23 protein-coding genes are annotated in these 26,789 nt (G+C 70.4%); 9 read left to right on the top strand and 14 right to left on the bottom strand.

Going from position 1 to position 26,789, the window contains the following annotated elements:
- Positions 1-4: 4 nt before the first annotated feature.
- The 9 genes from ACUZ2Y_RS22100 to ACUZ2Y_RS22060 form a co-directional block, all read right to left on the bottom strand.
- Entirely contained in the window at positions 5-2,266 is a 2,262-nt protein-coding gene (locus ACUZ2Y_RS22100) for a HelD family protein (protein WP_476321817.1), read from the bottom strand.
- 71 nt (positions 2,267-2,337) lie between these two features.
- Positions 2,338-3,489, bottom strand: coding sequence for a CapA family protein (locus tag ACUZ2Y_RS22095; protein ID WP_476321815.1), 1,152 nt, complete (start codon positions 3,487-3,489; stop codon positions 2,338-2,340).
- A gap of 428 nt (positions 3,490-3,917) precedes the next feature.
- A complete protein-coding gene (locus ACUZ2Y_RS22090) occupies positions 3,918-4,874 on the bottom strand; it encodes an SRPBCC family protein (RefSeq protein ID WP_476321814.1) in 957 nt (318 codons plus the stop codon).
- 11 nt (positions 4,875-4,885) lie between these two features.
- On the bottom strand, positions 4,886-5,740 hold the full coding sequence (locus ACUZ2Y_RS22085; RefSeq protein ID WP_476321812.1) for an FAD binding domain-containing protein: 855 nt from the start codon (positions 5,738-5,740) through the stop codon (positions 4,886-4,888).
- On the bottom strand, positions 5,737-8,169 hold the full coding sequence (locus ACUZ2Y_RS22080) for a xanthine dehydrogenase family protein molybdopterin-binding subunit (protein ID WP_476321810.1): 2,433 nt from the start codon (positions 8,167-8,169) through the stop codon (positions 5,737-5,739). The genes ACUZ2Y_RS22085 and ACUZ2Y_RS22080 overlap by 4 nt, the downstream gene beginning before the upstream one ends.
- Positions 8,166-8,708 carry a (2Fe-2S)-binding protein gene (locus tag ACUZ2Y_RS22075; protein ID WP_476321808.1) on the bottom strand — a complete coding sequence of 181 codons (543 nt, stop codon included), beginning with the start codon at positions 8,706-8,708 and terminating at the stop codon, positions 8,166-8,168. The genes ACUZ2Y_RS22080 and ACUZ2Y_RS22075 overlap by 4 nt, the downstream gene beginning before the upstream one ends.
- A gap of 294 nt (positions 8,709-9,002) precedes the next feature.
- A complete protein-coding gene (locus ACUZ2Y_RS22070) occupies positions 9,003-10,106 on the bottom strand; it encodes an XdhC family protein (RefSeq protein WP_476321806.1) in 1,104 nt (367 codons plus the stop codon).
- Positions 10,099-11,184 carry a vWA domain-containing protein gene (locus ACUZ2Y_RS22065; RefSeq protein ID WP_476321804.1) on the bottom strand — a complete coding sequence of 362 codons (1,086 nt, stop codon included), beginning with the start codon at positions 11,182-11,184 and terminating at the stop codon, positions 10,099-10,101. Before ACUZ2Y_RS22065 ends, ACUZ2Y_RS22070 begins: the two co-directional genes overlap by 8 nt.
- Before the next feature lie 16 nt (positions 11,185-11,200).
- Positions 11,201-11,500, bottom strand: coding sequence for a PadR family transcriptional regulator (locus ACUZ2Y_RS22060; protein WP_476321802.1), 300 nt, complete (start codon positions 11,498-11,500; stop codon positions 11,201-11,203).
- 247 nt (positions 11,501-11,747) lie between these two features.
- On the opposite strand from ACUZ2Y_RS22060, the gene ACUZ2Y_RS22055 reads away from it, so the two are divergent.
- On the top strand, positions 11,748-15,635 hold the full coding sequence (locus tag ACUZ2Y_RS22055) for a Pls/PosA family non-ribosomal peptide synthetase (RefSeq protein ID WP_476321800.1): 3,888 nt from the start codon (positions 11,748-11,750) through the stop codon (positions 15,633-15,635).
- Positions 15,636-15,718: 83 nt separating this feature from the next.
- Complete coding sequence (locus ACUZ2Y_RS22050; protein ID WP_476321798.1) at positions 15,719-17,050, top strand: M1 family metallopeptidase; 1,332 nt, start codon at positions 15,719-15,721, stop codon at positions 17,048-17,050.
- Positions 17,051-17,162: 112 nt separating this feature from the next.
- On the opposite strand, the gene ACUZ2Y_RS22045 is transcribed toward ACUZ2Y_RS22050, so the two are convergent.
- A complete protein-coding gene (locus ACUZ2Y_RS22045; protein ID WP_476321796.1) occupies positions 17,163-18,035 on the bottom strand; it encodes an AAA family ATPase in 873 nt (290 codons plus the stop codon).
- A gap of 100 nt (positions 18,036-18,135) precedes the next feature.
- On the opposite strand from ACUZ2Y_RS22045, the gene ACUZ2Y_RS22040 reads away from it, so the two are divergent.
- Together ACUZ2Y_RS22040 and ACUZ2Y_RS22035 are read left to right on the top strand one after the other, a co-directional pair.
- Positions 18,136-18,357, top strand: a complete 222-nt coding sequence (locus tag ACUZ2Y_RS22040; RefSeq protein WP_476321794.1) for a PspC domain-containing protein — start codon at positions 18,136-18,138, stop codon at positions 18,355-18,357.
- An 11-nt stretch (positions 18,358-18,368) separates the two neighbouring features.
- Positions 18,369-18,659: a hypothetical protein gene (locus ACUZ2Y_RS22035; RefSeq protein WP_476321792.1), complete on the top strand. Its 291-nt coding sequence runs from the start codon at positions 18,369-18,371 to the stop codon at positions 18,657-18,659.
- Here ACUZ2Y_RS22035 and ACUZ2Y_RS22030 read toward each other — a convergent pair.
- Positions 18,639-19,367, bottom strand: a complete 729-nt coding sequence (locus ACUZ2Y_RS22030) for an alpha/beta fold hydrolase (protein WP_476321790.1) — start codon at positions 19,365-19,367, stop codon at positions 18,639-18,641. The genes ACUZ2Y_RS22035 and ACUZ2Y_RS22030 overlap by 21 nt on opposite strands.
- Entirely contained in the window at positions 19,364-19,657 is a 294-nt protein-coding gene (locus ACUZ2Y_RS22025) for a DUF2516 family protein (RefSeq protein ID WP_476321788.1), read from the bottom strand. Before ACUZ2Y_RS22025 ends, ACUZ2Y_RS22030 begins: the two co-directional genes overlap by 4 nt.
- Before the next feature lie 170 nt (positions 19,658-19,827).
- Between ACUZ2Y_RS22025 and ACUZ2Y_RS22020 the strand changes: the two genes are divergently transcribed.
- A complete protein-coding gene (locus tag ACUZ2Y_RS22020; RefSeq protein ID WP_476321786.1) occupies positions 19,828-20,283 on the top strand; it encodes a helix-turn-helix domain-containing protein in 456 nt (151 codons plus the stop codon).
- Entirely contained in the window at positions 20,280-20,945 is a 666-nt protein-coding gene (locus tag ACUZ2Y_RS22015) for a hypothetical protein (RefSeq protein ID WP_476321784.1), read from the top strand. The genes ACUZ2Y_RS22020 and ACUZ2Y_RS22015 overlap by 4 nt, the downstream gene beginning before the upstream one ends.
- Before the next feature lie 452 nt (positions 20,946-21,397).
- On the opposite strand, the gene ACUZ2Y_RS22010 is transcribed toward ACUZ2Y_RS22015, so the two are convergent.
- Both ACUZ2Y_RS22010 and ACUZ2Y_RS22005 read right to left on the bottom strand, forming a co-directional pair.
- Positions 21,398-21,907: a P-loop nucleotide/nucleoside kinase family protein gene (locus ACUZ2Y_RS22010; protein WP_476321782.1), complete on the bottom strand. Its 510-nt coding sequence runs from the start codon at positions 21,905-21,907 to the stop codon at positions 21,398-21,400.
- 110 nt (positions 21,908-22,017) lie between these two features.
- Complete coding sequence (locus ACUZ2Y_RS22005; RefSeq protein WP_476321780.1) at positions 22,018-22,383, bottom strand: TFIIB-type zinc ribbon-containing protein; 366 nt, start codon at positions 22,381-22,383, stop codon at positions 22,018-22,020.
- Positions 22,384-22,506: 123 nt separating this feature from the next.
- Here ACUZ2Y_RS22005 and ACUZ2Y_RS22000 point away from each other — a divergent pair, with 123 nt between their 5' ends.
- From ACUZ2Y_RS22000 to ACUZ2Y_RS21990, 3 genes are all read left to right on the top strand, one after another.
- Positions 22,507-23,268, top strand: a complete 762-nt coding sequence (locus ACUZ2Y_RS22000; protein WP_476321778.1) for a 3-hydroxybutyrate dehydrogenase — start codon at positions 22,507-22,509, stop codon at positions 23,266-23,268.
- Between the two features lie 55 nt (positions 23,269-23,323).
- Entirely contained in the window at positions 23,324-24,652 is a 1,329-nt protein-coding gene (locus ACUZ2Y_RS21995; protein WP_476321776.1) for an MFS transporter, read from the top strand.
- A gap of 70 nt (positions 24,653-24,722) precedes the next feature.
- A complete protein-coding gene (locus ACUZ2Y_RS21990; RefSeq protein WP_476321774.1) occupies positions 24,723-26,591 on the top strand; it encodes a helix-turn-helix domain-containing protein in 1,869 nt (622 codons plus the stop codon).
- Positions 26,592-26,789 lie beyond the last annotated feature (198 nt).

Raw genomic sequence — 26,789 nt, 5'->3', positions numbered from 1 at the left:
CGTCCTATGACAGCTTGACCAGTGATGGCGGCAGCTCGTCGGCGTGGATCACGCCGACCTGCTGCGTCGCCCTGGTCAGCGCGACGTAGAGGTCGTTGAGGCCGCGTGGGGACTCCGCGACCACCTTTGCCGGCTCGACCAGCAGCACCGAGTCGAACTCCAGACCCTTCGACTGGCGCACGGTCAGCACCACGACCTTGTTCTCCAGGTCGGGCTGATCGCCCACCGCCGCGTCCGACACCGACGCCACCACGGCCGCGCCGATTTCGGCGACCAGCGACTCGGGGGTGAGGACGGCCAGGGTGCCGGGCCCGACGTTGTCAGCCGCCAGTCGCGCAACCGTCTCCGGTACCGCGTCGGCCTCGACCCTTCGCGTCCAAGGCGGCACGCCGGTCTCGCGGACCGAGCGCGGCGGCTCGACGTCGGCGGCCAGTTCGGCGAGGACGTCGGCGGCGACCGCCATGACCTCCGCGGGCGTGCGGTAGTTCACCGTCAGCTCAGCCAGCCGCCACCGGTCCTCGACGTACGGGGCCAGGGTGTCGGACCAGGAGTCGGCGCCTGCCAGGTCGCCGGTCTGGGCGACGTCGCCGACCAGGGTCATCGAGCGCGACGGACAGCGGCGCATCAGGACCCGCCAGGCCATGGCCGAGAGTTCCTGGGCCTCGTCGACGATCACGTGGCCGAACGTCCAGCTGCGGTCCGCGGCGGCCCGCTCGGCGGCGGTCCGGTGGTCCTCGTCGTCGTGGCGGGCGGCGAGCCTGCCCGCGTCGATCAGGTCGTAGGCGGTCAGGATGTCGGGGTCGGCGTCGTCCTCCATCTGCAGGATGTCGAGGACGCCCTGGGCGTAGTCCTGCTCCTCGCGGCGGCGGCGGGCGGCCTCGGCTCGCTCGGCGGCGTCGTCGACACCGAGGAGTTCGGCGGCCTCGTCGAGCAGGGCGGCGTCGGCGGCGGTCCAGCCGAGACCGGGGTCGCGAAGCAGCAGGCCGCGCTCGGGAATGTGGGGCATCGCGGTGGCGAGTCGGTCGGGGCTCGCGTAGAGGTCGGACAGGAACTGCTGTGGGCTGAGCCGCGGCCACAGCTGCTCGATGACGTCCTGGACGGCCTGCTCCTCGCCCAGCTCGCGCCGGATGTCGGCGAGGTCGGCCTCGTCGAGGAACTCGGCGCCGAGCCGCTCGGCCTCCTGCCGGGCCAGCGCGGCGATGATCTCGCCTGCGAAGATCGGGCGGGCCTCGTTGTGGGTTCGCCGGGAGCGTCTGGCGCGGTTTCGGGCGGCGGCGACGGTGTCGCGGTCGAGGACCATTTCCTTGCGTTCGACCACGAGGACCATCGGCTCGTCGGGCAGTTCCTGGCGGTCTTTGACGGCCCGGCGCAGCGCGTCGACCATCGCCAGGCGTCCCTTGATCTCGGCCGCCTCGGCGGGCTCGGGACGGGTGCCGTTCTCGCCGGGGTAGAGCTCGCCGACGGTCTGCAGCAGCACGCCGGTCTCACCGAGCGACGGCAGCACCTGGCCGATGTAGCGCAGGAAGGTCGCGTTGGGGCCGATGATCAGCACGCCGCGGCGGGAGAGCTGCTCGCGGAAGGTGTAGAGCAGGTATGCGGCGCGGTGCAGGGCGACCGCGGTCTTTCCGGTGCCGGGACCGCCTTGGACGACGAGGACGCCGTTGAGGCCGGAGCGGATGATCTCGTCCTGCTCGGCCTGGATGGTCTCGACGATGTCGCCCATCCGGCCGGTGCGGCTCGCGTTGAGGGCGGAGAGGAGGGCGACCTCACCGGTCACGCCCTCGTGGACGTGCTGCTCGCCCGCGCCGAGATCGAGTACCTCGTCGTCGACGCCGGTGACCTTGCGGCGGCTGGTGCGGATGTGCCGGCGCCTGCGCACGCCGTCCGGGGACGCGGCGGTGGCCAGGTAGAACGGCCGGGCGGCGGGGGCGCGCCAATCGAGCTGGAGCGGCTCGTAATCGTCTTCTTCGTCGAAAAGGCCGATTCGGCCGATATAGCTGCGGCTTTCATCGGAGAAGTCGAGTCTGCCGAAACATAGGCCGTTCTCGACCGCGTTGTAATGCGCCAGCCGCTCGCCGTAATGAACGGTGGCGGCGTCGCGCTGGGTCATTGCCTGCGGATTGCTGCTGGTCTCACGCAGGGTCTTGGCCAGGCGGGTGTCCGCGTCAGCGCGGAGATCGTCGAGGTGCGCGTAGAGCAGGGAAACGTATTCCTGCTCACCGTCGATCTCGGTTGACAAACGCCCTCCACTTGCCATATAATTCATTTCAGCGGCGCCCTTGTGGGCGCCATTCTTGTGCGAACGTCAAATATAGCGCACGGAAATACCACCCGATTTCAGCCGCCCGGTCGGGTCAATCCGTCCGTGGCAGCGTCCCGACTCAGCACGACGCCGTCGGTGCGCTTGAGCGCCTGTTCCTTGCGCGCGGCGGACACCTCGGTGTCGCTGGTGAGGTCGCGCAGCCGGACCGGCGGGCCCAGGTCGACCAGCGTCGGCAGGTACTCAGCGTTGTCGACGGTCCAGCCCTGGCCCGACTTCGCGAAGCGGAACCGCGCGAGGACGCCTTCCTCGGTCGTGCCTTTCGGCTCCTCGTGCTTGGCGACCTGGTTGCCGAGGCCGTAGGTGACCCACTTGCCGTTGATCCGCTCGAATGGCTGCACCACGTGCGCGTGGTGGCCGATGATCACGTCGATCGATGGGTCGCCGAGCAGCCGCTGGGCGATCTTGCGCTGGTCGGCGGTCGGCTCGTGCTTGCCCTCGGTGCCCCAGTGGATGCTCGCGACGACCACCTCGGCACCGGCTTCGCGGGCCCGCTTCGCCTCGGCGATGACCGCCGCCGGATCGAGCAGGTTGGCCATCCAGGGCGTGGGGCGGGTCGTGCCCTTGTTGAAGGCGAAGGTGTAGGACACGAAGCCGACCTTGACCCCGGCGACGTCCCGGACCAGCGGTTTCGCCGCCTCAGCGGCGGAGCGGGCCGACCCGGTGTGCTGGATCTTCGCGCCGTCGAGTGCGTCGAGTGTGTTGGCGACGCCCTCGGCGCCCTGGTCCATCGTGTGGTTCGAGGCGGTCGAGCAGACGTCGAAACCGCTCGCGGCCAGCCCAGGGGCGACCTCGGGCGGGGCGTAGAACGTCGGGTAGCCCTTGAACGGTCCCTTGGCGGTGGCGATGGGGACTTCGAGGTGGCAGAGGGCGAGGTCGGCCTGTTCGAGGACCGGCTTGATCCCCGCGAAGAGGGGCGCGTAGTCGCGCTTGCCGTTGCCGTCCTCGGTGGCCTGCTCGGTGAGGGCGGGGTGGATGAGCACATCGCCGCCCGCGATCAGGGTGAAGGAGTCGACGGGAGCGGCGGGAGCGGCGGTGGACGTGGTCGGCGGAAGCGCGGAGGAAGGGGCGGAGGCCGCGGACGGGACAGGGGCGACCTCGGTGCAGCCCGCGGCGGCGGTGAGCAGGGCACAACCGACCAGACCAGCGGTGACTCGGCTCCTGCGCACGGTCGGCACGGTACTGGACGACCGGTGGGGTTGGGTGAAGGGCAGGGGATCCGCGGGCGCCCACGCGTCGACGGGCGAGGGGCGCGACATCGGACCAGGTGGCCGCGACAAACAGTCGACCAGGAGCAGCGCACGCCCGCAGCGGAAGTTGAGCTGGTCGGCCCTGGCCTGGCTGATAAGCCGGACCATGCGTCCGACGGCCGAGCGCGAGGCGCCGGACCGTTCGCACCGCCTGGATCGCCATCCACGCCATGACCATCGCGGCGACTGGCTCACGCCCGTGCGGCGACGAGTACGAACGCCAACGCCCGCTGCCGTGCCAGTCGCACAGCTGCCGCACCGCAGGGAAAGCGACCCGGAACCCAACCGCAGCGCCGGCAACAGCATGGCAGCGCGAATGGCGAGACCGGCGCGGCGGGTAGAGGTGTTCAGCGTTTGCGGCGGAGGATCACCACCAGGGCCACGACGGCGGCGGCGATCACCGCTGGCAGTAGGCGTTTCTTGAGGGAATGGGTTGCGATCTCCATCAGGTCGATGGGCTCGGTCTCGAACTCGGGGACCACGCGCAACGTGCGGGATGGGGTTGGTTGGGCTGGGATCTCTGGGGCTCCTCGCTCATCCGTCTTCGTGGGGGACGAGGTGACGGTGGTGGGTCGCGGGTCGCCGGTCGCGGATGGGGCGGCGGCGGTTGACGGCCGGTTGGGGGCAGATGGCGTGGTGGGGGTGGCAGCCGATGCCGGCGCATCGGTGGGTTGAGTGGGTTGGGTGGGCACGGCGTGAATGGATTGGGCACCTTGAGCAGGCTGGGTGGACTGCCCGGCTGGGGTGGAATGCCCCGCTGAGGTGGACTGCCCAGCCTGGGTGGGCACGGCTTGGGTGGGCTGCGCGGCTGGGGGCTGCGCGGCTGGGGCGGGCTGGCTGGAATGGGCGGGCTGGGAGGGTTCGGGGGCGAGTTTTCTCGCGAGGCAGTCGGCGAAGGTGTTGAGGATTTTGGTGCCCACCTCGGAGATCAGGCCGCGGCCGAATTGGGCGGGTTTGCCGGTGATGGCCAGGTCGGTGCGGACTTCGCCTTCGGTCTTCGCCCCGTTTTCGACCAGGGTGACCGTGACGGTCGCCGTGGCGGTGCCGTTGCCTCGGGAGTCCTTTCCGGAGGCTTTGATGGTGGTTCGGTGGGTGCCCTCGTCCGTCTCGACGAACTCGCCCGAGCCCTTGTACAGCAACGAGATCGGGCCCACCTTCACCTTCACCGTCCCGGTGAAGGTGGTGCCCGAGTACTCGGTCAGGGTGGCGCCTGGCAGGCACGGCGCCACCCGTTCGGGGTCCATGAGGGCGGCCCAGACGGTGTCGATGTCGGCTGGGACCGTGAACCGGTGCTCCAACTGCACGAGACTTCCTCCTAGACGCCCGCTGCGGCGGTCAGGGCGCGCGAAGTGAGGACGCGCGCGAGGTGTTGGCGGTAGGCGGGGTCGGCGTTGCCGTCGGTGGTGGGTGAGGTGCCTTCGGCGGCGTGTTCTGCCGCCGCCTTGATGTTCTCGGCGGTGGCTTGTCTGCCGATCAAGGTGTCCTCCACCGCGGTGGCACGGATCGGGACCGACGCCATGTTGGTCAAGGCGATGCGTGCCTCGGCGATCTTTCCCGCCTCGGCACGGACCGTGGCGGCGACGCCGACGATGGACCAGGCCTGCGCTACGCGTTGGAACTTCTCGTAGTGGGCGGTCCAGCCGGTGTGTTTGGGGACGTGGACCTCGACGAGGATCTCCGCTTGGCGCAGGGCGGTGGTGAAGAAGTCGACGAAGAAGTCGGCGGCCGACACCGTGCGCCGTCCGTCCATACCGGACACGATGAAGCGGGCGTCCAGGGCCAGCGCGGGGGCGAGCAGGTCCCCGGCCGGGTCAGCGTGGGCCAGTGACCCGCCGAACGTGCCGCGGTGGCGCACCTGCGGGTCGGCCACCGTGTCCGTGGCGAGCTTGATCAGTTCGGCGTGTTCGGCGACCAGTGGATCGCGCTGGATGTCGTAGTGGGTGGTCATCGCGCCGATCACGATGTGGTCGCCGCCGTCGCGGACGCCGCGCATCTCCGGGATCCGGCCGAGGTCGATGAGCGTGGTCGGCGCCGCCATGCGCATGCGCAGGACGGGCAGCAGGCTTTGGCCACCCGCGATCACCTTGGCCTCGTCGCCCGCCTCGGCCAGGGAGCGCACGGCGCTGTCGACCGTGGTGGGTGCGACGTAGTCGAAAGCCGCCGGGATCATCGCGAACCTCCAGCCGTGTCGATCGAACCGAGGCCGCCGCCCGCTTCACCGCGGATGCCGCTCTCGGCCGTGGACGCGCCGTGGATCGCCGACCAGACGCGCATGGGGGTGCAGGGCATCGGGATGTCGCGGACACCCAGGTGCCGGACGGCGTCGATCACGGCGTTGACCACCGCCGGTGTCGACGCGATGGTGCCCGCCTCGCCGACGCCCTTGACGCCCAAGGCGTTCGTCGTCGACGGGCTGACCGTACGGTCGGTGACGAACGACGGCAGGTCGACCGCGGACGGGATCAGGTAGTCGGCGAAGGTGCCCGTGGTGAGAGTGCCGGTCTCGTCGTGGATGGCCTCCTCGTACAGGGCCTGCGCCAGTCCTTGGGCGAGACCGCCGTGGACTTGGCCGTCGACGATCATCGGGTTGATGACCTTGCCGATGTCGTCCACGCACACGTACTTGCGGATCTTCACGTGCCCGGTCTCGGTGTCGACCTCGGTGGCGCACAGGTGCGTGCCATGCGGGAAGGAGAAGTTCTCCGGGTCGAACGTGGCCTCGGCGTCGAGGGAGGGCTCGATGCCGTCGGGCAGGTCGTGGGCGGCGAACACGGCGAGCGCGACGTCGGTGATGCCGGTGGACTTGTCGGTGCCGCGCACGGTGAACTGGCCGCCTGCGAACTCGAGGTCGTCCTCCGCGCACTCCATCATGTGGGCGGCGATCTTGCGGGCCTTCGCGATCACCTTCTCCCCCGCCTTGAGCACGGCCATCGCGCCGACGGTCAGTGAGCGGGAACCGTAGGTGTCCATCCCCCTGGCCGAGATCTGGGTGTCGCCGTGCAGCACCTCGATGTGGTCGAACGGCACACCGAGCTGGTCGGCGACGATCTGGCTCCACGCCGTCTCGTGGCCCTGGCCGTGCGGCGACGAGCCGGTGACCACCTCGACCTTGCCGCTGGGCAGCATGCGGATCGCCGCGTGTTCCCAACCGCCCGCGCCGTAGGCCAGCGAGCCGAGGACCCGCGACGGGGCGAGCCCGCACATCTCGGTGAACGTCGACGTCCCGATGCCGAGTTGGACGACGTCGCCGCGGCGGCGCCGTTCCTGTTGTTCGGCGCGCAGCCCGTCGTAGTCGAAGAGTTCCTTCGCGCGGGCGGTCGCCTTCTCGTAGTCGCCAGAGTCGTATGTCATCCCGGCGACGGTGGTGAAGGGGAACTCGTCGTTCTTGATCCAGTTCTGCTCGCGGACCTCGATCGGGTCCATGTCCAGTTCGGCGGCGAGTTCGTCCATCAGGCGCTCGATGGCGAAGGTCGCCTCCGGCCTGCCCGCGCCGCGGTAGGCGTCGGTCGGGGTCTTGTTGGTGAAGACGTTGGTGCACGCGAAGCGGTAGGCCGGGATCTTGTAGATCGCGTTGAACATGAACGCGCCCAGGATCGGCACGCCCGACGTGACCAGGCGCAAGTACGCGCCCATGTCGGCGAGGAGTTCGACCTTGAGGCCGGTCACCGTGCCGTCGCGGCGGGCGGCGAGGGTGAGCTTCTGGATCTGGTCGCGGCCGTGGTGGGCCGACACCAGCGACTCCGAGCGGGACTCGGTCCACTTCACCGGCTTGCCCAGGCGCTTGGCGGCGAGCAGGCAGACGACCTCTTCGGGCGTGACCTGGAGTTTGCCGCCGAAGCCGCCGCCGACGTCGGGGGCGATGACGCGGATCTTGTGCTCGGGTGTGTTCGTGGTCAGCGCGAGCATGAGCCGCAGGATGTGCGGGATCTGCGTCGAGGACCACATCGTGAGCTGCTCGCCGGTCGGGTCGACCACGACCGAGCGCGGCTCCATGAACGACGGGATCAGCCGCTGCTGGCGGAAGGTGCGCTCGATCAGCACCTCCGCGCCCGCGATGGCCGCCTCGACGTCGGACCCGGTGCCCGCCTCGGCCGAGTCGAACACCCACAGCGCGGACTTGTTGGTGCCCAGGTCCGGGTGCACTAGGTCGGCGTCGTCGATGGCGGTGGCCATGTCGAGCACCACGGGCAGCTCGTCGTAGTCGACGTCGATGACCTCCAAGGCGTCGTGCGCCTCGGCCTTGCTGCGGGCGATCACCACGGCGATCGCCTCACCTGCGAAGTTGACCGTGTCGACGGCGAGGGACGGCGCGGGCGGTGCCTTCTGGTCCTCGGTGATCGGCCACGCGCACGGCAGGCTGCCCTGCTCCTCGGCGATGTCCGCGCCGGTCAGGATCGCGACGACCCCCGGCTTGGACTTGGCCGCCGAGGTGTCGATCGACGCGATTCGCGCGTGGGCGGAGGTGCTGCGCAGGAAGGCCATGTGCAGCAGCCCGGGCAGCGTCATGTTGTCGGTCCACCGGGTGCGGCCGGTGATCAGTCGGGCGTCCTCTTTGCGGAGTCGGGACCGGCCGACCTCCGGTTCGACGGTCGCGGTCATCGCTCGCCTCCGGTGACCTGGCTCTTCGTGCGGCTGACGTGCGGCTCGGAGACCCGCTCGACCTCGGGTCCGGCGCCCGGCCGCATCTGGTGGGCGGCGTCGCGGACGGCCTTGACGATGTTCTGGTACCCGGTGCAGCGACACAGGTTGCCTTCGAGGCCATGGCGGACGGCGGCTTCGTCGGGGTCGGGATTGTCGGCGAGGAGGTCGATCGCCTGCATGATCATTCCGGGCGTGCAGAACCCGCACTGCAGCGCGTGGTTGTCGTGGAAGGCCTGCTGGACCGGGTGGAGCTTGCCGTCGCGGGCCAGCCCTTCGATGGTGGTGACCTCGCTGCCGTGGGCTTGGACGGCGAGCACAGAACAGGACTTCACGCTGTGGCCGTCCAGGTGGACGGTGCAGGAGCCGCAGTTGCTGGTGTCGCAGCCGACGACGGTGCCGACCTTGCCGAGCTTGTCGCGCAGGTAATGCACGAGCAATTGGCGGGGCTCGACGTCGTCGGCGTAGTCGATACCGTCGACGGTGACGGTGATGCGCATCGTGCCTCCAAGCGAACACGCCCGCTGGGGCCGGGCTGGCGGTGAACGGACCGAACCCATGTGCTCGTGACTGGGCTCACATCCGAGCGTGCCCCTCTTCGGCCGGCCTCACAACCCCACCGGCATCGCCTGTGGACAACTCCGGGCCGGCGTCACCGCATCGAGTCGGCGGGCTAAAAGATCGAGGACCATCCGACCGCCACCTAAGGACGCCACCCGACCACGGCGACCCACGATCCGTACTGGTCACACGACAGGTGACCAGGATCAAAATTCCGGGGAGGCGGACTAGTCCTAGTGGATGCGGCCGGAAAGCTCGGCGAGCCGCTGTCCCTGCCTGCCCCACCGCAGCGCGATGATCTCCGCCGCGATTGAGACGGCGGTCTCCTCCGGGGTGCGGGCGCCCAGGTCCAGGCCGATCGGGGAGGACAGTGCGGACAGTTCGCTCTCGGTCAGGCCTGCTTCGCGGAGCCGGCTCATCCGGTCGTCGTGGGTGCGGCGGGAGCCCATGGCGCCGACGTAGGCGAGCTTGCCCCGGAGAGCGACTTCCAAGACCGGCACATCGAACTTCGGATCGTGGGTCAGCACCGTGACGACGGTCCGCGAGTCGACCCGTCCCGCCGCCAGTTCGGCGGCGAGATAGCGGTGCGGCCAGTCGACGACGACCTCGTGCGCGCCCGGGAACCGGGTCGTCGTGGCGAAGACCGGGCGGGCGTCGCAGACGGTCACGCGGTAGCCGAGGTACGTGCCGAGCCGGGCCATCGCGGCGGCGAAGTCGATCGCGCCGAAGACGAGCATGCGTGGCGGCGGCTCGAAGGAGTTCACGAACACCGACAGGCCCTCGCCACGCCGTTCGCCGTCGGTGCCGTAGACCAGCGTGCCGCTGCGGCCACTGGCGAGCAGCCCGCGCGCGTCGTCGGCGATGGCGTCGTCGATACGCGCGGACCCGGTGGAACCCGCTACGCGATCCGGCCAGATGACGATCCGCGCGCCAACGAGAGTCGGGTGGGCGACCACGGTCGCGACCGCGACGGGCACCTCGGCGTGGACGGATTCGGCCAGCGCGGACAGCTCCGGGAAGCTGTCGCGGTCGATCCGCTCGACGTAGATGTCGATGATCCCGCCGCAGGTCAGCCCGACCGCGAAGGCGTCGTCGTCGCTGACCCCGTAGCGCTGCAGCACCGGCTGCCCGGTCTCCAGCACCTCGCGGCCGACCTCGTAGACCGCGCCCTCGACGCACCCGCCGGACACGCTGCCGGTCACCGTGCCGTCCGCCGCGACCAGCATCGACGCGCCTGCCGACCGGGGCGCGGAAGAGAACGTGGCCACCACGGTGCCGACCGCCACCGCCTCGCCCGCCTCGTAGCGACGCATGACCTCGTCGAGCACGTCACGCACGGCGCACCTCCTGGAGCAGACGGTCCAATGTGGCCAGGCTATGTCCCGCGAGCAATCGGTGGACATGGGGCAGCGCGACGGCGATCCCGGACTGCACCGGCTGGTACATGTCCGCGCCCGCGTGCGGGTTCACCCAGAACACCCGGTGCGCGAGCCTGCCCAGGCGCGCCATCTGCTCGCCGAGCAGCCGCGGGTCCCCGCGCTCCCATCCATCGGAGAACAGGACGACGACGGCCTGACGGGCGACACCGCGCTGTCCCCAGCGGTCCAGGAACGCTCGGAGGGTCTCGCCGAGGCGGGTCCCGCCGGCGAAGTCCGGCACCGCACGAGCCGCCGCGGCCAGGGCGAATTCGGGGTCGCGCTGGCGGAGTTGCCTGGTCAGCCGGGTCAGGCGGGTGCCGAGGGTGAAGACCTCCACCGGGGATCGCCGGGCCATCGCGTGGGCGAAGCGCAGCAGCGCGTCGGCGTAGGGCGACATCGAACCGGAGACGTCGATCAGCAGGACAATCCGGCGCGGGCGGCTGCGCCTGCGTTTGCGGGCGAGGCGGACGGTCTCCCCGCCGGCGGCCCGCATCGCGCGAAGCGTGCGGTGGCTGTCGATCGGGCCGCGCCGGTCGGGCCGCCAGCGCAGCGCCCGGCGCAGCGGCGGGTCAGGCCGCAGCAGGGCGATGAGTTCGCGCAGGTGGGCGCGTTCGGCGGCGGTCAGTTCGGACACGTCGCGGTGGCGCAGGACCTCGGTGTCGCTCGCCGTGCGGTCGACGTCGCTGACCTCCGAGGAGGAGCCCGCTCCTAGATCACCCAGCGGACTTAGACGGCTGCGTTGGATCGCGGGTGGGCCCGGTGAGCGCGGGCGTGGGGTGGCCCCGGTGAACCAGGCATGGAACGCGGCGTCGTAGCGCGTGAGGTCGTCCGGCTCGCCGCACAGGGTGACCCGGCCCGCCCAATAGAGCTGCCTGACCTGCGCGGCGTCGATCTCGGCGACCGCGTCGAGGTAGGCCCGGACCCGTCCTGGACCGCAGGCCACACCGGCCTCGCGCACCGTGGCGGCGAAGCCGACCAGCCCAGGGAGTGGGTCCACCCACCCAGTCTGCGCCTCAGGCGACCTCGGCGACGAGACCGGTGAGGACGTCGCGGCAGTCCGCGAGCACCTTCTTGCCGCGCTTGGTGGTCCGGTAGAGCCGCACCCGCCTGCCGTCGGCGGTCTCGCCGCGCGACTTCAGCAGGCCCGCTTCCTGCATTCGGTGCAGCAGCGGATAGAGCGTGCCGGGTGAGACCCGGTAGCCGTGGTTGGTCAGTTCGGCGGTCAGCCAGGCGCCGTGCACCTCGTCGTTTGCGGCGTACTGGAGCACGCGCAGCCGCAGCGCGCCGTTCTTGAAGTCCCGGACCACATCCATCGGCTCACGATATCGTGTCTCGATATCGAAATCCGACTTTTTGGTGATCTGCCGCAGCAGCACAAGGATCAGCAGTGAAATCGGGATCCGATATCAGAACCCGAGTACTAAATCGTTGACATGACCGTGTGAAACCCGCCACGCCAAGGGGCTAAGAACGCGCCGAAAGATGGTCACCGCGCGTAAAGTACCCAGGTCACAGCCTCGGTGAAAGGTGGAAGATGCGTCCGACCAAGCGGTGCGAGAAATGACGCTGGCCGACCACTCCCCACCCCTGCACTACCCGACGGACCTGCTCGCCGACGCCGCCGTCCGCGGGCTGGCCGTGTTTCGCGCGGGACCCGAGAGCGCGCCCCGCACCCTCGTCGACATCCTCGACGCCACCGCCGCCCTGCACCCGGACGCCCCCGCGCTCGACGACGGCGCCACAGTCCTGACCTACCGCGAGTTGCTCGCGCAGGTCGACACACTGCGCCGCTCGCTCAACGACGCGGGCATCGGCCTCGGCGACCGGGTCGGCGTGCGTGTCCCGTCCGGCTCCGTCGACCTGTACGTCTCGATCCTGGGCGTCCTCGCCGCGGGGGCCGCCTACGTCCCGGTCGACTTCGACGACCCGCAAGAGCGCGCCGACCTGGTCTTCACCGAGGCCGATGTCGCCGCCGTGCTCGGCGAGGGCCGCGCCCTGACCCCGCGCGGGACACCGCTGGGCCACCTCGGCACGCCGTCGCCCGACGACGACGCCTGGATCATCTTCACCTCGGGGTCGACCGGGAAGCCGAAGGGCGTCGCGGTCGGCCACCGCTCGGCCGCCGCGTTCGTCGACGCCGAGGCCGACCTGTTCCTGCCCGACGAGCCGATCGGTCCGGACGACCGGGTGCTGGCCGGATTGTCCGTCGCATTCGACGCCTCCTGCGAGGAGATGTGGCTGGCCTGGCGCAACGGCGCCTGCCTGGTCGCGGCGCCCCGCGCGCTCGTGCGCACCGGCGTCGACCTGGGCCCGTGGCTCGTCGAGCAGGAGATCACCGTGGTGTCCACGGTCCCCACGCTGGCCGCGCTCTGGCCGTCCGACGCGCTCGACGACGTCCGGCTGCTGATCTTCGGCGGCGAGGCCTGCCCGCCCGAGCTGGCCGAGCGTCTCGCCGTGCCGGGTCGCGAAGTCTGGAACACCTACGGCCCGACCGAGGCGACCGTGGTGGCCTGCGGCGCGCGGATGACGGGCGAGGGCCCCGTGCGGATCGGGCTGCCGCTCGACGGCTGGGAGCTGGCCGTGGTCGACGCCGACGGCGGACTGGTGCCGATGGGCGGGTCCGGCGAGCTGGTCATCGGCGGCGCGGGCCTGGCCCGCTACCTCGACCCGGTCAAAGACCAGGAGAAGTTCGCACCGCTGCCCGCACTGTCCTGGTCGCGCGCGTACCGCAGCGGCGACTTGGTCAAGGCCGAGCCGGAGGGTCTGCTGTTCCTCGGCCGGGCCGACGAGCAGATCAAGCTCGGCGGCAGGCGCATCGAGCTGGGCGAGGTCGACGCCGCGCTGCAGGCGCTGCCCGGGGTCGCAGGCGCCGCGTCCGCCGTGCGCACCACGAAGGCCGGTAACCAACTGCTCGTCGGCTACGTCGTGACGGGCGAGGAGTTCGACCAGAGCGCCGCGGTGGAGCGGCTGCGCAGCGCGCTGCCCGCCGCCCTCGTGCCGTTGCTCGCGAAGGTCGACACGCTGCCCACGCGCACGTCCGGCAAGGTCGACCGGGCCGCGCTGCCCTGGCCGCTCCCGGCGCTCGACACCACCGCGGTCGACCTGGAGGCGATGTCACCCACCCAGGCCTGGCTCGCCGGGCTGTGGGCCGAGCTGCTGGGCATCGGCATCGGCGACCCGGACGCGGACTTCTTCGCCCACGGCGGCGGCAGCCTCTCCGCCGCTCAACTCGTGTCCCGGATTCGGGAGACGTACCCGACCATCTCGGTGTCCGACATCTACCAGCACTCGAGGCTGTCCGCGCTCGCGAAGCTGATCGACGCCACCGCGGGCAGCGTCCGCAATGAGCGGGTCGTGGCGCCGACACCGCGCAAAGCGCAGGTGATCCAGGTTCTCGCGACGATCCCGATGCTGTCGGTCGTCGGCGCGCGCTGGGTGGTCACGCTCGCCGCATTGAACAACCTGATCCAGCTCCCCTGGGCGCCCACCGTGTCGTGGTGGCTGGTCTTCGCGGGGTGGCTGGTCTTCCTGAGCCCATGGGGCCGGATGGCGATCGCGGCGGGTACAGCGCGAACCTTGCTGCGTGGTGTGCGGCCTGGCCGCTATCCGCGCGGGGGCAGCGTGCACCTTCGGCTGTGGGCGGCCGAGCGGATGGTCGAGCTGAGCGGCGCGACCAACCTGGCGGGTGCGCCTTGGATGACGCACTACGCGCGGGCTCTAGGCGCACGTATCGGTGAGGACGTCGACCTGCACTCGCTGCCGCCCGTCACCGGTCTGCTCAAGCTCGGCCGGGGCGCGGCGATCGAGCCGGAGGTCGACCTGTCCGGCCACTGGCTCGACGGCGACGTCCTGCACATCGGCCGCATCCGGGTCGACGCGGACGCGACCGTGGGCGCACGCAGCACGCTGTTCCCCGGCGCTCGGATCGGCAAGCGCGCCGAGGTGGCGCCCGGTTCCGGTGTCCAGGGGTCGGTGCCGACGGGCCAGCAGTGGTCCGGGTCGCCGGCGAGTCGCACGGGCAAGGCGTCGCATCGCGCGACCCGCCCGCCGCGGCGCAAGCGCTGGGTCGCGGCGTACGCGGTGGCGTCGTTCGCGCTGAGCCTGCTGCCGGTGATCGCCGCAGTCCCCGCGCTGCTGATCTTCGGCTCGTTCGTGTCCGGCACCGCCACCCTCGGCGCGGCGCTGGGGCAGGCGCTGCTCGCGGTCGCCCCCGCGACGGTGTCCTGGCTGGTGGCGTACGCACTGCTGATCCTGGCGTCGGTGCGGGCGCTGAGCATCGGCCTGCGCGAAGGCCGTCACCCGGTGCACAGCCGGATCGCGTGGCAGGCCTGGGCGACCGAGCGGCTGATGGGGATCGCGCGGGTCGGGCTCTATCCGCTCTACGCGAGCCAGCTGACCCCGGTCTGGCTGCGTGCGCTGGGCATGAAGGTCGGCCGTGGCGTCGAGGCGTCCACGGTGCTGGCGCTGCCCAGCCTGACCACGGTCGACGACGGCGCGTTCCTGGCCGACGACACCATGATCGGGTCCTATGAGCTCGGCGGCGGCTGGCTGCGGATCGCGCACGCGCGGGTCGGGAAGCGGGCGTTCCTGGGCAACTCCGGCATGACCGCGCCCGGTCGCAAGGTGCCGAAGCGCGGGCTGGTCGGCGTGCTGTCGTCGACGCCGAAGAAGGCGAAGGCGGGCTCGTCGTACCTGGGTATGCCGCCGATGAAGCTGCCGCGCACGGTCGAGACGGGCGACGAGAGCACGACCTTCGACCCGCCGACGCGGTTGAAAATCGCTCGGGGGCTGGTCGAGCTGTGCCGGATCGTGCCGGTGATGGCGTCGCTGGCGCTCGCGGTGCTGGTGGCGGCCGGGTTCGAGGCGCTCGCCGCGGCGGCCGGATTCGGCGTGGCCCTGGCGCTGAGCGGGGTGCTGCTCTTCGGCGCCGGGATCGCCGCGTGTGCCGTCGCGGTGGTGGCGAAGTGGGTCCTCGTGGGCCGGTTCACGGCGATCGAGCGTCCGCTGTGGAGCGGGTTCGTGTGGCGCGACGAGCTGGCGGACACGTTCGTGGAGATGCTCGCGGTGCCGTGGTTCGCCACGTCCGCGCAGGGCACGCCGCTGCTGAACATCTGGCTGCGCGGGCTGGGCGCCAAGGTCGGGCGCGGCGCGTGGGTCGAGACGTACTGGCTGCCCGAGTACGACCTGGTCCGCATCGGCGACGGGGCCACGGTCAACCGGGGCTGCGTGCTGCAGACCCACCTGTTCCACGACCGGATCATGAGCATGTCCGCGGTGACCGTCGGCGACGGCGGCACGCTCGGCCCGCACGGCATTGTCCTGCCCGGCGCGTCGATCGGAGACCAGGCCACCGTGGGCCCCGCGTCGCTGGTCATGCGGGGTGAGTCGGTGCCCGACGGCAGCCGCTGGCTGGGCAACCCGATCGCGGCGTGGCCCGGCTGCTGTTGAATGGGGCTAGTGAGCGAGCTTGCGAGCGAATCATTGACACAGTGCCTTCGCGAGTGGAGCCACCGAACCTGTGAGGTGGCCGCATGAGCGCCAAGGCTGATCCGGCTCGCGCCGGGGAGCCCGGCGCCACCACGTCCGCCGACGCCTACCTCCCGCAGCACGGCAACGGCGGCTACCGGGTCACCCACTACGACCTCACGCTGGACTACCGGGTCGGTCCCGGCAGGCTGGACGGGTCGGCCCGGCTGACGCTGGCGCCGACGCACGCGCTGAGCCGGTTCAGCCTCGACTTCGGCAAGCTGCGGGTCACCCGGGTGACCGTCGCGGGCAAGGCGGCCCGCTACGCCCAGCGCGGGACGAAGCTGCACATCACGCCCGTACGGCCGCTGCCCGCGCTGAGCCCGGTGGCGGTGGAGGTCCGCTATGTCGGCTCGCCCGAGCCGGTCCCGACGGTGTGGGGCGAGTTGGGCTGGGACTACCTCGACGACGGGGTGATCGTGGCGAGCCAGCCGATCGGGTCGCCGTCGTGGTTCCCGTGTAACGACCAGCCCAGTGACAAGGCCACGTACCGGATCGCGGTGACCGTGGCGTCGCCGTACCAGGTGGTGGCGAACGGGGTGCTGGAGTCGCGGCGGACGTCGGCGTCGACGACCACCTGGGTATACCGGCTGGCCCAGCCGACTTCGGCGTACCTGATCAGTGTCCAAATCGGACGGTACGTGCTCAGTGGCGCCGGGACCGTGCACGCGGCGGTGCCCGCGCGGCTGATGGTGCCGTTCCAGTACGACTTCGGCAGGCAGCCGAGGATGCTGGCGGAGTTCAGCGAGATGTTCGGCCCGTACCCGTTCGACCGCTACGGCGTGGTGATCGTGGACGCGGAGCTGGACGCGCCGGTGGAGGCGCAGGCGCTGTCGATCTTCGGCTCGAACCATGTCGACGGCAGGCGCGGGTCGGAGAACCTGGTGGCCCATGAGTTGGCGCACCAGTGGTTCGGCAACAGCCTCACGGTCGCCGAGTGGCGGCACATTTGGCTCAACGAGGGCTTCGCGACCTACGCGGAATGGCTGTGGTCGGAAGTGTCCGGCGGCGACAGCGCCGACACCCACGCACGCCGGTCTTGGCGTGAAGTCGTTGCCCAGCCACAAGATCTGCGGCTCGCCGATCCCGGTATGCAGAAGATCTTCGATGACCAGGTCTACCTGCGCGGCGCCATGGCGTTGCACGCGTTGCGGATTCGCTTGGGGGACGGCGCTTTCTTCGCGCTGCTGCGCGAGTGGACGTCCACCCACCAACACGGCGTCGTAACCACCGAGGCGTTCACCACGATGGCCCAGCGGCACACGCCGTGGCCACTCACCGAACTGTTCGCCCGATGGCTGTTCGACACCATTTTGCCGCCGCTGCCAAGTAAGTAGCGGAGCCGCCTCACCGAGCGGCTCCGCTCCACATCCCATTCGACGCCGCCACTCGTCGTCCGGGCTGGCCTGGGTCTATGGTGCGCCGGCGGGTGCGGTGAACGCGAGCGATTTAGGACGAGAGCAGCGCGTCGAGTCCCGATGCGACGACCCGGTCGGCGTCCTCGCGGTACTTGAGGACCGCGCCGAGGGTGACGGCCGCGCTCGCGGCGTCGAGTTCCGTGCGGTTCAGCGCGAGCAGCGCCTGCGCCCAGTCGATCGACTCCGCCACACCGGGCGGCTTCAGCAGCTCCGCGGACCGCAGTTTCCGCACCGCCGAAGCGACCTGTGTGGACAGACGCTCGCCGATGCCCGGCACCCGGCGACGCAGGATGGCGACCTCGCGCGCCAGATCCGGGTGCTCCAGCCAGTGGTAGAGGCACCGCCGCTTGAGCGCGTCGTGCACCTCGCGGGTGCGGTTGGAGGTGAGGATCACCAGGGGCGCAACGGAAGCGCGGATCTCGCCGAGCTCCGGGATGGTGACCGCGTTCTCGCTGAGGACCTCCAGCAGGAACGCCTCGAACTCGTCGTCGGCCCGGTCGACCTCGTCCACCAGGAGCACGCACGGCGCTTGCTCCAGCGCCCGCAGCAACGGCCTCGCGAGCAGGAAACGGCGGCTGTACAGCGACTTCTCCGCTTCGTCGGGGTCCAGCCGACCGGGGGACGCGGCCTCCAGGGCGCGCAGGTGCAGGAGCTGACGGGGGAAGTCCCAGTCGTAGAGGGCTTGGGTGGCGTCGATGCCCTCGTGGCACTGCAGGCGGATCAGCTCGACCCCCAGCGCCTCGGCGAGCGCGGTGGCCAGCGACGTCTTGCCGGTCCCGGGCTCGCCTTCGCAGAACAGCGGGCGGCCCATCCGCATGGCGAGGAACGCGGCGGTGGCCACACCCTCGTCGGCCAGATAGCCGACAGCGTCGAGCGCGGCGGCGACGTCACGCGGCTGCTCCATCCAGCCACAGTATCCGCGCGGGCACCCGGGGACGACCCCGAGACGAAAACCAGGGTCGTTCCCCGATGTCCGGGCGGCCGCGGTCAAGCAACCTTGAGGTATGACGAACTACAGCGATGGAGACACCAAGACCACCCGCACGCTGCGCCGCAGCCGGACCGACAAGATGGTCGCCGGCGTGTGTGGCGGTATCGCGAAGACGCTCGGGATCGACGCCGCGCTGGTGCGGATCGGTCTCGTCGTGGCGACGATCCTCGGCTTCGGCACCGGCGCGCTGATCTACCTGGCCTGCTGGATCCTGATGCCGGAGGAAACCGCCTAAGATCTTGAGGCGTGACCGATCGCACGGGAACCGCCAAAGTGCTGGTCCTGATCGCCTCCGCCGTGCTGTTCGCGGCGGCCGGGGTGGTGTGCTTCCTGGTCGCGCTCTTCGCGCCCACGATGCGCGGGTGGCCGTACTCGGGGGCGGTCGCCTTCATGGCGATCACGGTGCTGACGGTGGGGCTGGCGATCTTCCTGACGCTGCGGGCGCGGACGGCTCAGCGGGTCGTCCTCGGCGGCTGCGCGACGCTGCTGGTCGGGGCGGCCATCGCGGTGGGAACGCTACTGGTGCTGATCACCTAGGAAGCCGATCAGCAGCGCGCGGATCTTCTTGCGGTGCGTGACCAGCGGATACGCCGACGGCAGCACCTCGAGTCGGGCGTTCGGGAAGGCCTCGGCGGCTTCGTGGGCGACTTCGAGCGGATGCAGCGGGTCGTCCTCGGCGGCGATGACCAGGACATCGGCCCGGACCTGCCGCAACGCTTCCGGGTCCGGCACGGGGACCTGCGACGCGACGGCGTGCAGGGCGGGGCCCAGGCGCATGAGGGCGTCGGCGCGGTCTTCGAGGTAGGAGCCCGCGCCGGGGAGGACGCCCAGCAGGTCGCGCAGGCCGGCGCGGTCGCCGGTGTCGACGGCGGCGGCCATCGCCTCGACCAGGTGCGCGTTGGTCCGGGGGCGCGACAGGGCGGCGGGAAACATCAAGACGAGTCGGTCGAAGCGGTCGGGCTCGGTGCTGACCAGCGCGGACAGCGCGGCGGCGCCGAGCGAGACACCGACGGCCTGGGACGCTTCGGTCTGGGCTGCGTCGGTCTGGCCGATGGCCTTGGCCAGCGTCGGGTAGTGCCAGTAGTCGGCGGGCGGATCGGGGGCGTCGGCGTGGCCGGGCAGCGTCAGCACGATTCGGGTGCCGGGCAGGCCGGACGCCGGGATGCGCGCCTCGCCGGCGGTGGCGCCGAGGCCGGGGACGACCAGGGTGACCGGGTCACCGGACCCGTAGGCCCGGCGGATCACCAGCGTGGGCCGCGCTGGACCTCGATCAGCTTCGGGCGCACGTCCACCAGGTAGACGAGCGCGGCGACCAGGCCCGCCATCCAGAAGATCCAGCCTCTGCCCGCGAAGCTGAACAGCAGCAGTGCGACAGTGGACGCGGCCGTGATACCGACCCAGGCCATCTTGGTCATGCGGTCGGCGGCGGAATAGGCGTCCGGCCGCTGCATCAGCGCGTGGACGAGCGCGAACACACCGACGGGTACGGCGGCCCAGTCGATGACTCGCAAGATCCAGAAAGCGGTCTCCGGCACGTGCCCAGCCTACGTGCGAAACCGTCCGCTCCACCACACACATGTCTGTTAGCGCTTCGCGCTGGTTGGGTAACCAGTAGTTGTGACAGACCGCACGGACCAGTTGCAAGCAGAGTGCTTGCAACTGCTAGCGGTAGCGCGTAGCGTCGGAACTGTCACAAGGAGGCTGGATGGACGAGGTCGGAACCGGCGAGGCGAGGGCGATCGACAAGGTCGCTGACCTCGGACGCGACATCGGTGAGTACATCAAGCACCAGCGCAACTCGGCGAAGATCTCGCTGCGCCAGCTCTCGAAGCTCGCTGGTGTGTCCAACCCGTACCTCAGCCAGATCGAACGTGGTCTGCGCAAGCCCAGTGCCGAGATCTTGCAGCAGATAGCCAAGGGGCTTCGGATTTCCGCCGAAGCGCTCTACGTCCAGGCGGGGATCCTCGACCTCCCGGCGGGCGGCCCCGTGGTCGACGCCGTGCGGGCAGCCGACGAGCTGACCGAGCGGCAGAAGCAAGTCCTGCTTGACATCTATGAGTCTTTCCGGCGCGAGAACGCCAACCAGTCCACAGTGGAGGGGTCTGATGTGGACGACGAAACCCTTAAACGGACCCCACCTTCAAGGAGTGAATCCGCATGACCAAGAGCACTGACGTCCGCAAGGCAGGCGAGCAGGCCGCCGCCGCGGTGAACACCGCCGTCGAGCAGGTCCGCACCCCGCTGCTGGCCGCCCTGGGCGCCGGTGACCTGGCCGCCAAGGCCGTCGCCGACGCGGTGAACAAGGCCAAGGTGCGTGCCGAGTCCACCAAGACCGCCGCCGCCGACCTCCCGACCGAGCTGTCGGGCCTGCGCGAGAAGCTGGACCCGGCCGAGCTGCGCAAGCTGGTCGACGAATACACCGAGGCCGCGGTGAAGCTGTACCAGAAGCTGGCCGACCAGGGCGAGGACGCGCTGGACAAGCTCAAGGCGCAGCCGCAGGTCAAGAAGGTCGTCGAGCAGCTCGAGGAGGCCATCGAGGCCGCCCAGCAGCGAGCGGGCGAGGCCGCGGGCGACGCCCGCACGCTGGCCGAGGACATCCTGGCCAAGGTGACCCGCAAGACCCGCTCGGTCGGCGAGAAGACCGCCGTGCGCACCCAGAAGGTCGCCGCCGACGTCGCGGGGGCCATCGAGGAGGCCGGTGACGAGGCCGCTTCGGAGGTCCGTAGCACCACCCGCCGCGTGGCGAACAAGACGGCCCCGGCCCGCAAGCCCGCTGTCCGCAAGACCACGACGGCTTCGACCACCACGAAGACCACCAAGTAATCCCCCGACGGCGAGGCCCCGGTTCGAGAAATCGAACCGGGGCCTTGACGTCTGTCGGCCGGGTCAGTCGCGGGGTGATGTCATGAATGTTTCCCAGAGGTCGACGGCCTGTTCGAGATCGAGAGCGGCGACCCGCTCCGCCGGAATCCCGGCGGAGTGGACAAGTCGGCGTGCGAGCCAGTCCGGCACTGGCTCACTTTGCCGGACCTCTTCGACAGCCACGTCTCCGACGAGCAGGCCCAACCTGTCACCCACCACTGGGGGGCTGCCCCTGGCCAGTCTATCGGCGGTGAGGGGGTGGAAGGAGGGGTGCGCGAGGGGTGTGGATAACCAGCTCGGAACTGTGGATAACCTCGGAAGTGATGTTGACAACCGGGCGGAAGCTGTGGGCAACCAAGGACTTTGGCTGTGCAGCCAGTGGGTGGGGCTGTGGACAACTGTGGATAACCCCGTCAGGGAAGGCGGGCCAGGAGCCAGTCTGCGACGGCCTGGGTGGTCTCCTCGACGGTGGCGGTTGTCGTGTCCAGGAGGTCCATCGGCGGGGATGTGGTGGCGGCGTTCTTCTTGATCCAGGTGTTGAAGCCGAGCATGTCGGTGATGCGTTGCTCGTTGTCCCAGCCGCGCCAGGACGGGCGGACGCGCAAGCGTTTGCTCAACACGTCGTCGTCGGCTACCAGTGACAGATAGTGGATCTCCGAGAACAGGACGCGTTCCGGGCGGCGTTCCAGTTGTGGGGGTGCCACAGTTCCGCAGAGGACGACCGGGCGACCGCTCTGGTGGATGGTGGCCGCCATGCGCAGCCAGATTCGCCGGAAGGAGGCGTAGTCGTCGTCGGGCTCATGGAGGGCGCCGACCCACAGGAGGTCCTGCTCGAGCACGACCGCGCGGTCGCTGAGCAGTTTCGTCAGACCCCGGCAGACCGTCGACTTTCCCGTCCCGCTGGGTCCGGTCACGACGAACATCGGGAGCCGTCGGAACGGCTCCCGATGCCCACATCGCGCACAGACGAGGACGGAGTCTTCGACCGCGGGTGCGTCGGCCCACTCACCGCAGGCCGCGCAGATCATCGGGTTCAGTCGAAGAGCTCTTCGAGGAAGCTCTTGCGCTTCTTCTTGTAGTGACCGCCGTGGCTGCCGTGGCCGCCGTAGCCCGCGTGGCCGTATCCGGGGGGCGAGTCACGGTAGCCGGGAGGCGAGTCCCGGTAACCGCCGTGCTGCTGCACGGGCGGCGGGTAGTGCTGTGCGGGTGGCACATGCGGAGCAGGCGCACCCTGGTAAGGCGGCGGAGCCGCGGCCGTCGTGAATCGCTGCTCGGCACCGACGATCTGCTCGAGCTCGCCGCGGTCCAGGAAGATCCCGCGGCAGCTGTCGCACTGGTCGATGTGGATGCCGAGACGATCCACCGTACGCATCGGGTTCTGACACTTCGGACAAATCACGTCGTCAGCCTACGCAAAGTGGCATGCCCGTGTCCGCATAGCTTGATCAGACACCCGAACGTGCTGCTTTGTGGCCTGCTCGCACATGGTTCGCCCCGCCCGCCGAACCTAACGTCGGCACCCATGAGCAGTGATCCCCTTCACACCCTCGATGGTCGCTCCACGCTGGTCACCGGCGGGGCGAGCGGGATCGGCCGGGCGTGCGCGCGGGTGCTGGCGGCGGCGGGCGCGAAGGTGCACGTCGTCGACCGGGACCTGCCGGGCGCCGAACTGGTGGCCGCCGAGGTCGGCGGCTGGGCACACGGGGTGGACCTTTCCGACCCCGACGCCCTCGACACCCTGCCGACCGACGTCGACGTCCTGGTCAACAACGCCGGGCTGCAGCACGTGGCCGCCCTGCACGAGTTCCCGCCGGAGCGGTTCGACCTGATCCAACGGGTCATGGTGACCGCGCCGTTCCTGCTGATCCGCCGGTCCCTGCCGCACATGTACGCCCGCGGCTGGGGCCGGATCGTCAACATCTCCAGCGTCCACGGCCTGCGGGCCAGCGCGTTCAAGTCCGCCTACGTCGCGGCCAAGCACGGGCTGGAGGGCCTCTCGAAGGTCGCCGCCATCGAGGGCGCCCCGCACGGCGTGACCAGCAACTGCGTCAGCCCCGGCTACGTCCGGACCCCGCTGGTGCAAAACCAGATCGACGCCCAGGCCCGCGAACACGGGATCGGCGCCGACGAGGTCGTCGAGCGGGTGCTGCTGGACCGCGTCCCGGTCAAGCGGCTGATCGAACCCGAGGACGTGGCCGAACTCGTGTGCTGGCTCTGCGGACCGCACGCCGGCCACCTGACCGGGGCCTCGGTCCCGGTCGACGGTGGCTGGACCGCGACTTGAGCTGACCTGATCCCCGCAGTCCCATCCCCCAGTCTCCCGGAAAGAGGTGTCTCCCTTGGCATCCGACAAGTCGTTCGTGCGCATCGTGAGCGCGAGTCTGATCGGCACGACCATCGAGTGGTACGACTTCTTCCTCTACACCTCCGCCGCGGCCCTGGTGTTCAACAAGCTGTTCTTCCCCAACACCGATCCGCTTACCGGCACGCTGCTCGCGTTCCTCACCTACGCGATCGGGTTCCTGGCCCGGCCGATCGGCGGGCTGGTGTTCGGCCACTTCGGCGACAAGATCGGCCGCAAGCAGCTGCTCGTGGTGAGCCTGCTGCTGATGGGCGGCTCGACCTTCGCGATGGGCCTGCTGCCCACCTACGCCGCCATCGGCGTGGGCGCGCCGATCCTGCTGACGCTGCTGCGGCTGATCCAGGGCTTCGCACTGGGCGGCGAGTGGGGCGGCGCGGTGCTGATCGTGTCCGAGCACGGCGACGACAAGCGGCGCGGGTTCTGGGCGTCGTGGCCGCAGTGCGGCGCCCCGGGCGGGAACCTGTTGGCCACAGCGGTTCTGGCGGTGCTCGCCGCGGTGCAGACCGACGAGGCGTTCATGTCCTACGGCTGGCGGATCCCGTTCCTGCTCTCCGGTGTCCTCGTGGTGATCGGCCTGTGGATCCGGCTCACCGTCACCGAGTCGCCGGTGTTCCTCGCCGCGCAGGCGAAGGCGGCGGAGCGCGAGGAGAAGCACGTCCCCGTGGTCGAGGTGTTCCGCGGCCACTGGCGCCAGGTGCTGATCGCGATCGGCGCGCGGATGGCGGAGAACGTGTCGTACTACGTGATCACCGCGTTCATCCTGGTGTACGTCACGACCGGGCTGGGCATGACCAAGGGCGTCGGGCTCAACGCGGTGCTGATCGGGTCGGCCGTGCACTTCGTGTCGATTCCGTTGTGGGGCACGCTTTCCGACCGCATCGGCCGCAGGCCGGTGTACCTGATCGGCGCGGTGAGCATGGCGGCATGGAGCTTCGCGTTCTTCGCCATGCTGGACACCAAGTCGCCCGCGACCATCATCCTGGCCGCCACCGTGGGCCTGGTGCTGCATGGCGCGATGTACGGGCCGCAGGCCGCGTTCTTCGCCGAGCAGTTCCCGACGCACGTGCGCTACACGGGGATGTCGGTCGGCAGCCAGCTGTCCTCGATCGCCGCGGGCGCGGTTGCCCCGCTGATCGCGGTGGCCCTGTTCCGGGAGTACAACAGCACCATTCCGGTGTCGCTGTACGTGGTCTCGATGTGCGTGATCACCACGATCGCGGTCCTCGCGGCCCGCGAGTCCAAGGGCGAGTCGCTGGGTGAGCGGGCCGGGGGCACGGCCCGCGAGCCGGTTCCGAGCGCGCCCTGACCAGCCCCGGGGCCATCCGCCTCCACGGGTGGCCCCGGGGTTTCCACCCGGGATTGCGTGAGGTGCGACCATGGCGGGCGTGATGGCTGACGACGCCGTGCGCACGCTGCTCGACCTGCTGGCCCGTGGGGCGAGCGGGGACCAGCTGGCGCAGGTGGCCACGGGCGCGCGGGCCTCGGGCCTCGACGGCGCCGACCTCGCGCTGGTCGAGCAGGCCACCGAGAACGCGCTGCGGGTTCGGCACACGGTCGCCGAGCACCGGCGGCGCGAGGCCGAGCTGACGGCCCTGTTCGACACCGCGAGCGACCTGGCCCGGCTGCGCGACACCGACGCGGTGCTGCGGTCGATCGTGCACCGCGCGCGGATGCTGCTCGGGGTGGACGTGTCGTATCTGTCGATGAACGACGAGGTCGCGGGCCGCACATACATGCGGGTCACCGACGGCTCGGTGTCGGCACTGTTCCAGCAGGTCACGCTGGCCATGGGCGAGGGTCTCGGCGGGTTGGTGGCGCAGACCGCCCGGCCGTACGCCACGCGCGACTACTTCGCCGACGAGCGCTTTCGGCACACGAACCCGATCGACACCTCCGTGCGCGACGAGGGCCTGGCGGCGATCCTGGGTGTGCCGCTTCTGTTGGGCAGCAAGGTGATCGGCGTCCTCTACGCCGCCGACCGGACGCCGAGGAACTTCGCCGCGGAGGAGGTCGCGCTGCTGGCCTCGCTGGCCGACCACGCCGCGATCGCCATCGACAACGCCCATCTCCTCGACGAAACCCGCCTCGCGCTCGCGGACCTCAACAGCGCCAACGAGACGATCAGCGCGCACAACGCCGCCATGCGCCGGGCCGAGGAGGCCCACGACAAGCTGATGGACGTCGTGCTGCGTGGCGGCGACGTCCCCGATGTCGCCGCCGCGGTCGCGGAAGTGCTGCACGGCGGCATCGCCGTGTACGACGCCGCGGGCGTCGAGCTGGCCCGGGTCGGCGCCGGATCGGCCCGGTTGTCGGCGAAAGCCGTGGGGAAGTCCCGTTCTTCGGGCCGCGCGGTGTCCACTCAGGACAACTGGGTCTGCGCGGTGCACGCCGGACAAGAGCTGCTGGGCAGTCTCGTGCTCACCGGCAGGCCCGGGCTGGCGGACGCCGACCGGCGCCTGTTCGAACGGGCAGGCGTGGTGACGGCACTGCTGCTGATGCTGCGCCGGTCGGTGGCCCAGGCCGAGGACGAGGTCCGCGGCGAGCTGCTGACCGACCTGCTCACCGCCCCCGACCGCAATCCTGGCGCGCTGTTGGCCCGTGGCAGACGATTGGGCGTCGACCTGACCGAGCCGCACGCGGTGCTGGTGGCCACCGCCGACCAGGTTCCGCGCCGACGGCTGGCGCTCGCCGCCGCGCGCTATGGCGCGCTGGTCGGCGTGCACGCGGACCAGGTCGTCGTGCTGAGCCGGGAATCCGCGGCGGGGAAGCTGGCGGCGCGGATGGCGACCGCGCTCGGGTCCACTTTGGACACCGACGTCACGGTGGGCGCCGCGGGTCCGGTGGCGGGCGTCAGCGCCCTGGTCGAGGCGCACGCGGAGGCGGCCAGGTGCCTGCGGTCGCTGCTCGCGCTCGGGCGGTCCGGGCAGGGCGGGTCGATGGCCGATCTCGGCTTCGTCGGCCTGCTGCTGGGCGAAGCCACCGATCTCGACGCCTATGTCCGATCCACGCTCGGTCCGGTTCTGGACTACGACGAGCGGCGCGGCACGGAGCTGCTGCGGACCCTGCGGGCGTACTTCGCCAGCGGCTCGAACCTCACCAAGGCCAAGGAGGTGCTGCACGTGCACGTGAACACCGTGGTGCAGCGGATGGAGCGGATCAGCTCACTGCTCGGCGAGGACTGGCAGAGCCCGGAGCGGTCCCTGGAAATCCAGCTGGCCCTGCGGTTGTACGACGTCATGCCCTAGCTAGCGCCTGTCTCGAAGTGCCGGCACACGCCAGCCGCGCCGGATGCGGCCCCTGACGGCACGGCCGGATCCGCCCGAATACACCCGGTATGAGGGCGATCCGTCCGCACCGCCAGAAGCCACCCCGATCACGACTGGCGCGCACCGGCACTTCGAGACAGGCGCTAGACAGCCCGGAGGGGCCCGTCATCGACGAGC

It is taken from the genome of Actinokineospora sp. UV203 (genome assembly GCF_056323665.1).
This window is presented reverse-complemented; position numbering and strand designations above follow the sequence as displayed.